We start from the raw sequence: 12,633 nt of genomic DNA on the forward strand, positions 1-12,633 counted from the left end.
ACGGCGGTTGGCGCCGATGGTTCCCGTCGCAGGGATACCCCGGCCCTCGCGAAGGTAGCCGAAAAGAGGCCGACGGGTGACCGCTAGTGCGCCGTCGGCCTCTCACGGATTGCTACTCGTACTGCAGTGCCTCCAGCGGGTTGAGCCGGGCCGCCCGGCGGGCCGGCCAGATCGCGGCGAAGATGCCCACGACCACCGAGACGATGGCGAAGATGAGCAGCTGCCCGGTCGGGACGGCGAAGGCGACCTCGTCCAGCCGGGCCGCCAGCAGCGACGCCAGGCCGAGGCCGAGGACGATGCCGATCACCGCGCCGATCAGCGCCGTGATCACGCTCTCGTGCCGGATCATCCGTTTCACCTGGCGTCGGGTCAGGCCGATCGCCCGCAGCATGCCGAGCTCCCGGGTCCGTTCGAACACCGTCAGCACCAGCGTGTTGACGATGCCGAACAGGCTGACCAGTACCGACAGAGCGAGCAGCACGTAGAGCACGTTCAGCAGGCTCTTGATCCCGTTCGACTGGGCGTCCTTGAACTGCTCCCGGGTCTGCGCCTTCGCGTTCGGGAACGTAGAGAGCGCTTTCTCCAGTACTGCGGTGTTCGCCGCCGTCACTCCGCCGTCCATCTTGAGGAAGGTGTAGAGGTTCAACGGCTGCGGGGTCGCCGCGTCGAACGTCGTCGTGGAGATCGTCACGTCGCCGAACGGCGAGCCACCCGCGGGCGGGATGAAGATGCCCCGCACGGTCAGCGGCAAGGTCTTGCCCGCGACGGTCGTCATCGAGAAGGCCGAACCGAGCTTGAGATCGTGCTTGTCCGCGTAGTCCTCGTTGACGATCGCGCCGTCGGCACCCAGGGTCCCGAGCGTCTCCTGAGAGCCGCTCTTCCAGTCGAAGCGCAGTACCGACGGCGCCTGCTCATCGACCGCACTGACCTGGATCGTGTCGCCGAACACCTGCCCCTGCCCGCCACGCACACTCGACGCGGCCTGTACTCCGGGCACCTTGGCGACTGCGGCCGCGACCGTCGGCGGCAGCGGGCTGAAGTTGTTCTGCGCCGCGACCGCGTAGTCGCCGCTGAAGATCCGGTCGACGGCGTCCTCGAACGGCTTGATGATGCCCGCGCCGAGCGTCGCCACCAGTGTGACCAGGGCCAGCCCGATCATCAGCGCGGCAGCCGTCGACGCGGTCCGATGCGGATCGCGCCGGCTGTTCTGCCCGCCGATCCCAGCCGCCGGCCCGTCGATCAGTACGCCGGGGAACTCGGCCGGCCACTCGGGCTGCCACGAACTCACCCGGCGCCGGATCGCCATCGCGGTGACCACGATCAGCAGCACCGGATTGAGCACTGCGCCGAGGACGAACCCGCCGGCCCGCTTGAACCCAGAACCCGGACCCCAGTACCCCCGCCGCAGAAGCCAATAGGGCAAGGAGAACAGCGGCCACGCGAGGACGGTCAGCACGAGTACCGACCCACGAGCCACCGGATCGGACGCGGCCGCCAACGGACGTACCAACTGCGCCGCGAACAACGCGATCCCGATGAAGATCAGCAGTACGCCGACCGCCAGCAACGTCAGCAGATTGCCCGTGCCCAGCCCGTTGACGAACAGCCCGACCACGACCAGCGCGACCCCGGCCAGCGTCAGCACCACAGCCCCCAGACCGCGGTATCGGTGGAAACGGCCCGGCGGCAACGAAGCGCCCTCGCGAACGGCCGCGATCGGTGGCACCCGCGTTGCTCTCATCGCGGGTCGAAGGCTCGCCAGCAAAGTCACGAGGATGCCGACCGCCAGCGCGACGATGATGGTCCGGCCGCGGAACACCAGCCCGTTGTTGGGCAGGGTCAGTCCGGCCGCGTCGAAGATCTTGAACAACCCCGTCGCGATCCCGAGACCGAGGAACAGTCCGGCGACGGCCGCCACCACACCGGTCAGGAGTGCCTCGAGCACGACGGTGTTGAGGATCTGGCGCCGGGAGGCGCCGAGTGTCCGCAGGGTGGCGAACTCACGGGTGCGCTGGGCGATCGTGATCGACAGCGAGTTCGCGATCACGAACGAGCCGACGAACAGCGCGATCCCGCCGAAGACCAGCAGGAAGGTCCGGAAGAAGTTCAGGAAGTCGCTCGTCCCGGCCGCGTCCTTGGCGGCCTGGTCCTCGGCGGACCGTACCTGGGTGCCTTCCGGCAAAACCTTCTGGACCGCGTCGATCAACTGCTGCGGCGAGGTGCCGCTCTTGGCCTTCAGCAGGATCTGATCCAGCTTGCCCGGCTTGTCGAACAGCTTCTGCGCGGTCGGCAGCTGGAAGCCGGCCAGCGTCGCGCCGCCGATCGACGACACCGAGCCGAACTCGACCAGACCGGAGATCCGCATCGGCTGGACCTCGCCGCGGGCCTGCACACCGATCGTGTCGCCGGTCGCGAAGCCCTTCTTCGAGGCGGTCTGGGTGTCGATCACGACCTGGTTCGGACCCGGCCACTCACCATTGACCAGCGCGAGCGAGTTGAACTCGGGGTGTGCCGGGTCGACGCTGAAGCCGAGGTTCGGCGCGCCCCCGAAGACGACCGCCTTGCCGTCCTTGCCGATCAGCTGCGCCTCGCCCGACACCGCCGCGCCGGCCACGCCGACCTCGGGAAGCGTCGTCACCTTCGTCAGCAGGGACTCGTCGAACGGCGGTGCCGGCGCGGTCCCGTCCGGTACGTCGAACGCGGTCTTGCCGGTGATCGCCGCGTCGGTGTTCTTGTAGTTGTCGGAGAAGATCGAGTCGAACGCGCTCGAGATCGAGTCGGTCAGCACATAGGTGCCGGACACCAGCGCGACGCCGAGGACGACGCCGATCGCGGTCAGCGCCGTGCGGAGCTTGCGGCTGAGCAGCCCGCGCAGCGCGAAGCCGATCACTGCAGGTCCAGCGAGTCGATGATCTGCAGGATCTCGTGCTGGTCGGTCCGCCCGGTCTCCTTCACGATCTCGCCGTCGGCCAGGTAGAGCACCCGGTCGGCCATCGCGGCCGCCTTGGCGTCGTGGGTGACCATCACGGTCGTCTGGCCGTACTCCTCGACCGAGCTGCGCATCAGCTGCAGGATCTCGTTGCTGGTCCGCGAGTCGAGGTTGCCGGTCGGCTCGTCGGCGAAGATCACCGTCGGGCGGGAGACGAGCGCGCGGGCGATCGCCACCCGCTGCTGCTGACCGCCGGACAGTTCGGCCGGTCGGTGCGTGAGCCGGTCGGCCAGGCCGACCCGGGCCACCAGCTCGTCGAAGTACGCCGGATCCGCCTTCTCGCCGGCGATCGTCAGCGGCAGCACGATGTTGTCCCGGGCCGTCAGCATCGGCAGCAGGTTGAAGAACTGGAAGATGAAGCCGATGTGCTTGCGGCGCAGTTTGGTCAGGTCGTCGTCGCCGAGTGTGGTGATCTCGGTGCCGCCGATCTGCACCGACCCCGAGGTCGGCTTGTCCAGCCCGGCCAGGATGTGCATCAACGTCGACTTGCCCGAGCCGGACGGTCCCATCACCGCCGTCAACTGGCCGGCGGTGATCTCCACCCCGACCCCCCGCAGCGCCTTGACCGCGGTGTCGCCCTCGCCGTATGTGCGAACCAGGTCGGTCGCACGCACGACTGTATTTCCCTCCATACCGATCGCCCTCCCTCAGTGCGCCAACGCGGTGCACTGGCGTCTCAGCGGCCCCCGAACCGTCGTGACTCCGAGTTTGCTCTCACTGGCAGTGATCGCGACAGGGGGTTTCCCCCGACCGGACCCCGAGATCCCGGCCGGGGGCATGCTGGTTCGCTGGGTCAGCGCTGCTTCTGCAGGCCCGCCTTGATGCCGGCGCCGAAGCCTGACGGGGTGCCCTTGTAGTCTTTGATCAGTGACGGCTCGTCGGCACAGTCGCTGACCACCCAGCCCCACGCGAGATACGAGATGTTGCGCGTATCGGCGTACTTGGTGAGCTTGTCGGTGAACCGGTGGGTGCAGTCGGTGTCACCCATCTCGCCGATCACGACCGGTACCTTGGCCGCCACCGTGTCGATCTCGGGCCAGCGCGCTTGATCCCGGTACGGCGAATCGAGCGGGAGCCCGTAGATGTGCACCGACGCGGCGAGCTGGTTCGCTGGGTCGACGGGCTTGAACTCCAGCCAGCGGCGCAGCGATCCGGCGTACTCCGGGCCCGGCACCAGGATGACGTTCTTGGCGCCGGTGGAGCGTACTGAGGTGACGAGTTCCTGCATGCCTGCCGTGACGAAGCCGACGCCGGGACATGTGCCGCCGTCGCGGACGCACTTCCAGGCGGCGGTGGTGTCGCGGTTCCTGTCCGGGTACGGCTCGTTGAAGAGGTCGAAGATGACAGCGGGGTTGCCCTTGAACGTGTCGGCCACCGAGTGCCAGTACAGGGGTGCATAGGCCCGCGACGGCATCACGCGTTGATCGGTCGCCTTCTTCGCGTCGGTCTGCGTCCAGTGCTCGTCGACGATCACGGTCATGCCGGCGGTGGTGAGCTTGGTGACCCAGGCCGCGATGGCGTTCCGGTACGTCGAACCGCGCAGGCCGGCCCGGATCTGAGTGCTGCCGAGCCAGCAGGTCTCGTTGAGCGGTACCCGGACCGCGTTGACGCCCCAGGCCTTCATGGCCGCGATGGTCGCGTCGGTGGCGGGAGCGTCGAAGATCCCCCAGCCTTCGGAACACGCGTACTGGGCGCCGGAGTGGTTGACGCCGCGCAACTGCACTTTGGCGCCGGTCTGGTCGACGAGTTGGTTGCCGGACACCCGCACGGTCAGCGGGCTCTGCGCCTCCGCGGGGGGCAACGACACTGTCGAGGGTCGAGTGGTGACGGTGAGTAATGCGATCAGGGCAGCAACAGCCGCCGCGGCCAGGGCTTTCCGCACTGGGTTCTTCTCCTTGTTCAGTCCCCAGGTTTTCTACTGCTTCGGGCTACGGCCCCACCTCCGCACGTCCTTGCCTATCAGGACGGACGGCAAAAGTTAATGGTTTAGGTCACAGAAAGATAACAACGCAGAAAATCCGGCCAGCGCGAGATGCTGACCGGAGCTGCGGGATTGTGGGTGCCGGACCGGGAAGCGCCTCACGGCGCGAGGCCGCTCGAAGCGGCTAATTTTGGGACCCGGGGCTACCGCGGCCCGACACCTTCATCAGTGTAACCGGTGGGCAAATGCCTTGTCCTGTTGAGTTCTCACGGGTCGGTTGCCCATAACATCCCGGATCTACCGATGCAAGTACCGCGCCCGGATCACCACAGGTTACCGGTCCGTTCGGTGCGTGCGGCGGTCTGCAACTGGTCGGCCAGTTCGACGAGTTTGGACGCCGATCGGACCAGGTCGTGGGTGTCGTCGGCCAGATGCGCCCGGCCGGTCGCGACGATCCTTGCGAAGGCGGCCGCGCGGTCGAGGGTGGTGGCGAAATCGCCGGTCGCGACCCCTCGTAGTACGGCGTCGACCATGTCCCGTACTTCGGTCGGCCCCGGCGGATCGGCGACGCCGGCCACCACGGCGTGCACCTCGGCGTACTTGCGGCCGGTCGCGTACTCGCGGGAGACCTCCTCGGCGTTGCCGTGCACCCAGGAGCGCAGCAAGTAGAGCCGCCACAACGTGCCGGGCAGCGAGTCCGCCGGCGAGTCGGACCACAGGTCCGCGAGCTCGTCGAGCCCGTAGTCGTCGGCGAGTTTGACCACCCGCGCGATCACCTCGGCATCCTCACTCGACCGCGCACCCCGCACCAGCAACTCCGCCGTCCGGTGCGCCACCTCGGCCACCGCGGCCGGGTCGTGCGCACCCGGCAACGACTCGAACAACTTGGCACCCGGCAAAATCGGCCGGCGCGGCGTAGGAACAGTCACCCGCCCATCGTGCCCGACCGTCCCCAACTCCGCATGCCGACCCGGCGCAGTCAGTACAGTCGGAGCATGGCGGGTGGAAAAGGGAAGTTGGCCAAGAACGTTGTGAAGTACGGCGTGCGGTATGGGCCGATGGCGTTCGAGGCGGTCAAGCATGGGCGGGAGCCTGCTCAGCAGGCGTTGCAGGCGGCGTTGGCGAAGCGGACTGCTCGGAAGAAGGCGATCGAGCATGCGGTGACCGTGCGGGACGGGTCGCTGTTGAAGGTGATCAAGGACGGGCAGGCGGTGTTCTTCGTGTTCAGCGGGGATGCGATCGTCACGACGTATCCGCCGGTGCCGCAGTCGACCTATCCGGAGTTGTTGCGGCACGCGGATCTGGATCGGCGCGAGAACGCCCTCGAGCTGGCCGCCAGCAGGGTGAAGCTGACTGACCGGCTGCCGAAGATCAAGCGCCGCCGGTAGGGGTCGCTCCAGCTCGGCCGGGGACCGCTCAGCAGGGTTGACCTGCTTGTAACACGCAGGACCCGGGGTGGCAACAGCTCCCGCGCACAGTGGAAGAACGTGTCCACGAGGGAGGGCGTCACCATGCTCTGGAAGATCAGGACCGAACTCGCCGACCGGCCGGGTGCACTGGCCGAGCTCGCCGCACGCTGTGGTGCCGACGAGATCAACATTCTGAGCCTGGAGGTCTTCACCGCCGAGTCCGGCGCGGTCGACGAGCTCGTCGTCTCCACCGGCGTCGGCTGGACAGCGGACGACCTCACCGCACTCGTCGCCGAAGCCGGCTGCACCGGTACTACGGTCCGCCCGTGCCAGGCCGACGTCCTCCACGACGGCCCCACCCGGTACCTGCGTGCAGTACTGCGGCTCCTCGACGACCCGATCTCCGTGGACGAGGAACTGGAGAACCTGCAGGGATTCGACGAGTACACCCCAGCTGAGTGGGCGCGGGCCGACGTACTGGTCGAGATCGCCGGCCGGCTGGCCGAGCGGGAGACCAGCCCGGTCCAGGAGCCGCCTCGGCCCGGCAGCGCAGTACCGGAGTTGCGCAAGGCCACTGTCGACGATGCCGAGGCAGTAGTCGCCATGCACGACCGGTGCTCGTACGAGAGCCGCACCCGCCGGTACCACGTCCCCATGCCCAAGCTCACCGCCCGTACCGCGCGCCACCTGTCGGCCCCGGCCGGTGGGATCTCCATCGTCGCCGCAGCCGGTGAGGCCGTCGTCGGGATGGCCACGGCCGCTCCCTGGGACGAGCTGAGTGGCTCTGCGATGGAGATCGCCGTACTGGTCGAGGACGGCTGGCAGCGGCATGGTCTGGGCTCGCAACTGCTGCGCCGGGTGATCAAGGAGGCCCGCGACCTGGGTGCCGACCGAGTGGTCTGCATGGTGCAGCCGGAGAACGTCGCGATGCTGCGGACCGTCGAAGGTCTGCGGATGCGCACCAGGGTCGTACAGGACAGTGGCCACCTGATGGTGACCGTCGCACTGTCCGACCAGAGCCTGTCGCATGCGGTGGATCGGCCGTCGGTGGCCTATCGTCAGACGCGTGCCATCCCTGCCCGGTCGTAACCCCCACGGCCTTCTCGTCAACCTGCCCGCGAGCACACGCTCGCCGGTGGTGGAGTTGTCCAGACGGCTGATGATCGCGCTCGGCCTGCTGGTGCTGATGGTCTGCATCGTGCTGGTCGACCGGGGCGGCTACCGGGACACGTACGACGGCAGCGTCGGTTTCATCGACAGCATCTACTACGCGACCGTGACGCTCACCACGACCGGGTACGGCGACATCACTCCGGTGACGCCGACGGCCCGGCTGGTGAACGCCTTCGTCGTGACCCCGCTGCGGATCGCGTTCCTGGTGGTGCTGGTCGGCACGACGCTCGAAGTCCTGGCGAACGAAGGTCGCCGCATCATGCGCGACTCGCGATGGAGGAAGCGCATGAAGGACCATGTTGTTGTCGTCGGCTACGGCACCAAGGGCCGCTCGGCCGTGCAGACCCTGCTCAGCAACGGGGTCAAGCGCACCGACATCGTGGTGATCGACCCGCGCGCGCAGGCGATCGGTGACGCGGGCAACGATCAGATGGCCGCCTTCCACGGCGACGCGACCAACCGGACTGTACTGCGCCGCGCCGAGGTGATGACGGCCCGCGAGGTGATCGTCACCACCGATCGCGACGACTCGGCGGTCCTGGTCACCCTCGCCGTCCGGCAGCTCAACCCGAACGCGCACATCGTTGTCGCGGTCCGCGAGGAAGACAACGTCCCCCTGCTGCGACAGAGCGGCGCGGATGCGGTCGTCACCTCGTCGGAGGCGGTCGGCCGTCTGCTCGGCCTCTCCGCCGTCAGCCCGAACCTGGGCGAGGTGATGGAGGACCTGCTCACGTACGGCGAAGGCCTCGAGGTCGCCGAGCGCCCGGTGCTCGGCCGCGAGGTCGGCAAGGCGCCCTCGTCGGTCCCGGACCGCGTCGTCTCGGTCGTCCGCGACGGCAAGGTCCACCGGTACTACGACTCGTCCGTCTCCGTCCTGGCCGCCGGCGACAAACTCATCGTCGTCCGCCCCGCCAAGGAGACCCCTTGGGCGGAGCGTCCGGGCGCCGACGACCAGGACGAGTAGCTCAACCCGCTCGACCCGCTCGACCCACTCAAGCTGCTCAGACTGCGAACGGTACTGCGTTCTCCGTACTGAGCTGAGCTTCGCCTGGACGGGTCCAGAGGCCGTCGCGTTCGAGGCGGGGGAGTACTGACTCGCCGAACCAGTAGGCCTCCTCTAGGTGGGGGTAGCCGGAGAGGATGAACTCCTCGATGCCCAGGTCGGCGTACTCCTTGATGCGGTCGGCAACCTCTTCGTGGCTTCCGACCAGGGCGGTGCCGGCACCACCACGGGCGAGGCCGACGCCGGCCCACAGGTTCGGGTAGATCTCCAGATCCTCGGCCGAGCCGCCGTGCAGGGAGAGCATCCGCTTCTGGCCCTCCGACTCGCTCTTGTGCAGGCCCGCCTGGACCTTCGCGATCGTCTCCGGCGGGAGGGCCGCGAGGAGGCGACGCGCTTCGCGCCAGGCGTCCTCGGAGGTGTCCCTTGTGATGACGTGTAACCGGATGCCGAAGCGCACGGTACGACCGGCTTCGGCGGCCAATTTGCGGATCCAGCCGAGCTTCTCGGCAACAGCGGCGGGCGGCTCGCCCCAGGTCAGGTACACGTCGCTGCGGGCGGCGGCCACTGGACCGGCGGCGGCCGACGAGCCACCGAAGTAGATCTGCGGCACCGGATCCGGCACCGACACCAACCGGGCCTGCTCGACCCGCAGATGCTCGCCCCGGAAGTCGAACGGGTCGCCGTGCTCCCACAACCTGCGAACGATGGCCAAGAATTCATCCGTACGCCGGTACCGCTCGTCCTTGCTCAGGAAGTCCCCGAACGCCTTCTGCTCGGCCGGTTCGCCACCGGTCACCACATTGAGCAGCAGCCGGCCGCCCGACTGGTTCTGGAAGGTCGTCGCCATCTGCGCGGCCAGTGTCGGCGACATCAGCCCGGGCCGGAACGCGACCAGGAACTTCAGTCGATCCGTTGAGTCGAGCAACGAAGCCGTCGAGAGCCAGGCGTCGTCGCACCACAACCCGGTTGGCGTGAGCGCTCCCTCGAACCCGAGCTCCTCCGCCGCTGTGACGATCTGGCGCAGGTAGCGAGTAGTCACCCGCCGGTCGCGATGCACCACGTCGGCGCCGTGCCCTCCGCCGGTGATGTTGCGGGAGTCGCCGGAGGTCGGCAGGAACCAGTGAAAGGTCAGAGTCATCGGGCTGCTCCTGGGCGATGGGCTATTAAGTTCATGAGATTAGTTGACATGGCGAGGGCTGCCCGCGACGTCTCGGATGGCGGGCGGCGGTGGTTGCCCGGAGTACAGACCAGGTGACTGGTGGTCCGGTGTTGACGACGGCTCGGGAAGGGTTTTAGAGTCGATGCTGTAAACGATTACAAGAACGATTACAGGAGGCTGCGTGAGCCGGCCGACGATCGCGGGAGTGGCTCGGGCCGCCGGAGTTTCGGTGGCTTCGGTGTCGCGGGTGCTGAACGGGCTGCCCGCGACCGAGGAGATGGTCGAGCGGGTTCGGCGCGCGGTCGAAGAGCTCGGGTATGTGCCTGACTCGCGGGCGCGGTCGCTGAAGGTCGGGCGGACCTTCCAGCTGACCCTCGCGGTGGCCGACGTCGGTAACCCGGTCTACGTGACGATGATGCGCGCGGTCGAGGAGGTTGTCTCGGCGGCGGGGTACCGGCTGGTGGTGACCACGACAGGGCCGGATGTCGTCGACGAGGTCGCGCTGGTCCGGGGGATGGCTCGGGGGTACGCCGATGGCCTGGTGATCAGCCCGTTGCGGGTGGACGACGACCTGATCAAGTCGATCCGCGAGTGCGAGGTGCCGGTGGTCGTTGCCGGTAACGTGCCGTCGTCGGCCGGGGTCGACACTGTGCGGGCGAACTCGCCGAAGGGCATGCTGCTGGCGGTCGATCATCTGCTGGCGACCGGCCGGAAGCGGATCGCCTTCGTGAACGGTCCGGTAGACACCGTGCCGGGAACGGCGCGGGCGAAGGGTTTCGCTGACGCGATGAAGGCGAACGGGCTGCGGGCGGTGGCCGAGGTGGAGGCGGGGGACTTCACCTTCGCGGCCGGTCGGGAAGCCGGCGTGGAACTGTTGTCCGGGCTGGACACTGGTGTGCGCAGCTCCGGCGCGGAGGCGCGGGGTGGTCGGCTTGATGCGGTGATCGCGGCGAACGACTTGCTTGCCGTGGGCATCATGCATGAGTTGGCGACGCGGCGACTCGTCGTACCGGATGACGTTGCGGTGATCGGGATGGATGACAGTGAGCTGGCGGAGCAGTGTTTTCCGCCGTTGACGAGTGTGAACCTCGGGTCGGCCGAGCGTGGCCGGCGGGCTGCTGAGTTGCTGTTGGCAAGGATCGACGACGACACCCGGACGCCGCGGCGGATCGTGGTGCAGCCGACCCTGAGTGTGCGGAGGTCGACGCCGTGAGTGCCGCGACTCTGACGGCTGCTCCGGAGCAGTCTCCCAAGACCGGCCGGCCGAAGCAGAACAGAGAAGCGATCTTTCTGTTCCTGCCCGCGTTGCTGCCCGTTCTGCTGCTGAGTGTCTATCCGCTGATCCGGGGGATCGCGCTCGGCTTCACCGACGCTCGCGCCGGGCTGCACGTCGACACGAATTTCATCGGCTTCGGCAACTTCGGCAAGCTGCTGCACAACGGCCTGTTCTGGGACTCGTTCAAGATCGGGCTGATCTGGACGCTCTCGGTGACGATTCTGCAGTTCGTCGCCGCGCTCGGCCTGGCCTTGCTGCTGAACACCAATCTGCGTTTCCGTGGCGTCGCCCGCACGCTCGCGCTGATCCCGTGGGCGATGCCGCCGGTCGTCGTCGCGATCATGTGGCGACTGCTGCTGCACCCGACGAACGGCCCGGTCAACGAGATCCTGCAGAAGCTGCACCTGACCGACCATCCGATCAACTTCCTCGGCGACTTCAGCACCGCGCTGCCGGCCGTGATCGTGGTCGGTATCTGGGTCGGCATGCCGATGACGACGGTCACCCTGCTGGCCGGTCTGCAAGGCATCGACCGCTCTCTGTACGAGGCGGCCGCGGTCGACGGAGCCGGCGCGTGGTCGCAGTTCTGGAACATCACGCTGCCGCAGCTCCGGACGGTGATCGTCGCGATCACCAGCCTGGACATGATCTGGAACTTCAACTCGTTCGGCCTGGTCTACGTGCTCACCGCGGGCGGACCGGGTGGCAAGACGATGCTGCCGATGCTGTTCGCCTACAACGAGGCGTTCCGGTACGGGAACTTCGGGATGGCCGCGGCGATGGGTGACGTGATGGTCGTGATCATCATCGTGTTCCTCGCGTTCTATCTCCGGAACCGGTTGAGGAGCGAGGCATGAGAACGCGACCAGCCGCCCGCGCGGCACAGTACGTCGCGGTGATCTGCTATCTCGTCTTCCTGGGTTTCCCGCTGCTCTGGCTGATCTCCAGTTCTCTGAAATCGCCGAGAGAGTTCGCGAGCGTCACGCCGTCGATTCTCCCGAAGCACCCGGACCTGTCCAACTACGCCGACGCGTTGCGGGAGCAGGGCCTGGTCCACTCGATGTGGAACAGCCTGCAGATCTCGGTCGCGTCGACGGTGCTCGTCCTGGTCGTCTCGCTGCCGGTCGCCTACGCGCTCGCGCGGTTCCGCAGCCGGCTCCGGCCGATCACGAACGGCTGGATCCTGGTCAGTCAGGTGTTCCCGGTGATCCTGATCGTGATCCCGCTGTTCATGATTCTCCGGCCGCTGCACCTGACCAACACGATCCCCGGCGTGGTGATCGTCTACATGGTCTGGTCGATGCCGTTCGCCCTGTGGATGCTGCAGGGGTACGTCGCCGCGGTACCGCGCGAGCTGGAGGAGGCGGCGTCGGTCGACGGCGCGAGCCGGGTCCGCACGATCGTGTCGATCGTGATGCCGTTGCTGCGGCCGGGGCTGATCGCGACCGCCATGTTCACCTTCATCTCGGCGTGGAACGAGTTTTTCTTCGCCCTGGTCCTGTTGCAGGACCCGCAACTGAAGACGCTGCCGCTGGTGCTCGCCCGCTTCGTCGGGGCCGAGGGCCAGGTCCAGTTCGGGCCACTCGCGGCGGCGTCCGTCCTGGCCACCGTACCGAGTCTTGTGTTCTTCGCTTTCCTGCAGCGCCGGTTGACCTCCGGTCTGCTGTCCGGCGCCGTAAAAGGCTAGAAATCCCCTGAGGAGT

Annotated in this window: 11 protein-coding genes; 6 read left to right on the forward strand and 5 right to left on the reverse strand. The window is 67.6% G+C overall.

The annotated features are described in order from the left end of the window. Positions 1-112: 112 nt before the first annotated feature. From ACIA12_RS00620 to ACIA12_RS00635, 4 genes are all read right to left on the reverse strand, one after another. Positions 113-2,890, reverse strand: a complete 2,778-nt coding sequence (locus ACIA12_RS00620) for an ABC transporter permease (RefSeq protein ID WP_396364641.1) — start codon at positions 2,888-2,890, stop codon at positions 113-115. Next, positions 2,887-3,621, reverse strand: a complete 735-nt coding sequence (locus ACIA12_RS00625) for an ABC transporter ATP-binding protein (RefSeq protein ID WP_396364642.1) — start codon at positions 3,619-3,621, stop codon at positions 2,887-2,889. Before ACIA12_RS00625 ends, ACIA12_RS00620 begins: the two co-directional genes overlap by 4 nt. Before the next feature lie 161 nt (positions 3,622-3,782). Beyond that, positions 3,783-4,871, reverse strand: a complete 1,089-nt coding sequence (locus ACIA12_RS00630) for a glycoside hydrolase family 5 protein (protein WP_396364643.1) — start codon at positions 4,869-4,871, stop codon at positions 3,783-3,785. A 362-nt stretch (positions 4,872-5,233) separates the two neighbouring features. Next, positions 5,234-5,839 carry a hypothetical protein gene (locus ACIA12_RS00635; RefSeq protein ID WP_396364645.1) on the reverse strand — a complete coding sequence of 202 codons (606 nt, stop codon included), beginning with the start codon at positions 5,837-5,839 and terminating at the stop codon, positions 5,234-5,236. Between the two features lie 66 nt (positions 5,840-5,905). On the opposite strand from ACIA12_RS00635, the gene ACIA12_RS00640 reads away from it, so the two are divergent. From ACIA12_RS00640 to ACIA12_RS00650, 3 genes are all read left to right on the forward strand, one after another. Further along, positions 5,906-6,298 (forward strand): hypothetical protein, encoded by a 393-nt coding sequence (locus ACIA12_RS00640; RefSeq protein ID WP_396364646.1) that lies wholly within the window; start codon positions 5,906-5,908, stop codon positions 6,296-6,298. A 99-nt stretch (positions 6,299-6,397) separates the two neighbouring features. Continuing rightward, positions 6,398-7,408 carry a GNAT family N-acetyltransferase gene (locus ACIA12_RS00645; RefSeq protein ID WP_396364647.1) on the forward strand — a complete coding sequence of 337 codons (1,011 nt, stop codon included), beginning with the start codon at positions 6,398-6,400 and terminating at the stop codon, positions 7,406-7,408. Then, positions 7,374-8,456, forward strand: a complete 1,083-nt coding sequence (locus ACIA12_RS00650; protein WP_396366008.1) for a potassium channel family protein — start codon at positions 7,374-7,376, stop codon at positions 8,454-8,456. Before ACIA12_RS00645 ends, ACIA12_RS00650 begins: the two co-directional genes overlap by 35 nt. Before the next feature lie 37 nt (positions 8,457-8,493). On the opposite strand, the gene ACIA12_RS00655 is transcribed toward ACIA12_RS00650, so the two are convergent. Then, complete coding sequence (locus ACIA12_RS00655) at positions 8,494-9,633, reverse strand: LLM class flavin-dependent oxidoreductase (RefSeq protein WP_396364648.1); 1,140 nt, start codon at positions 9,631-9,633, stop codon at positions 8,494-8,496. 202 nt (positions 9,634-9,835) lie between these two features. Here ACIA12_RS00655 and ACIA12_RS00660 point away from each other — a divergent pair, with 202 nt between their 5' ends. From ACIA12_RS00660 to ACIA12_RS00670, 3 genes are read left to right on the forward strand one after another with little or no spacing between them, the layout of a single operon-like run. Beyond that, entirely contained in the window at positions 9,836-10,867 is a 1,032-nt protein-coding gene (locus ACIA12_RS00660) for a LacI family DNA-binding transcriptional regulator (protein WP_396364649.1), read from the forward strand. Next, positions 10,864-11,787 carry a carbohydrate ABC transporter permease gene (locus tag ACIA12_RS00665; protein WP_396364650.1) on the forward strand — a complete coding sequence of 308 codons (924 nt, stop codon included), beginning with the start codon at positions 10,864-10,866 and terminating at the stop codon, positions 11,785-11,787. Before ACIA12_RS00660 ends, ACIA12_RS00665 begins: the two co-directional genes overlap by 4 nt. Then, positions 11,784-12,617, forward strand: a complete 834-nt coding sequence (locus tag ACIA12_RS00670; RefSeq protein ID WP_396364651.1) for a carbohydrate ABC transporter permease — start codon at positions 11,784-11,786, stop codon at positions 12,615-12,617. Before ACIA12_RS00665 ends, ACIA12_RS00670 begins: the two co-directional genes overlap by 4 nt. Positions 12,618-12,633 lie beyond the last annotated feature (16 nt).

Origin of the sequence: Kribbella sp. NPDC051620, assembly GCF_044453825.1 — a bacterium.
Taxonomy (GTDB): domain Bacteria; phylum Actinomycetota; class Actinomycetes; order Propionibacteriales; family Kribbellaceae; genus Kribbella.

Excerpts from the sequence above, each read along its gene's own strand:
- ACIA12_RS00670 (WP_396364651.1), top strand. The coding sequence starts at position 11,784 with ATGAGAACGCGACCAGCCGCCCGCGCGGCACAGTACGTCGCGGTGATC.
- ACIA12_RS00625 (WP_396364642.1), bottom strand. The coding sequence starts at position 3,621 with ATGGAGGGAAATACAGTCGTGCGTGCGACCGACCTGGTTCGCACATAC.
- ACIA12_RS00655 (WP_396364648.1), bottom strand. The coding sequence starts at position 9,633 with ATGACTCTGACCTTTCACTGGTTCCTGCCGACCTCCGGCGACTCCCGC.
- ACIA12_RS00640 (WP_396364646.1), top strand. The coding sequence starts at position 5,906 with ATGGCGGGTGGAAAAGGGAAGTTGGCCAAGAACGTTGTGAAGTACGGC.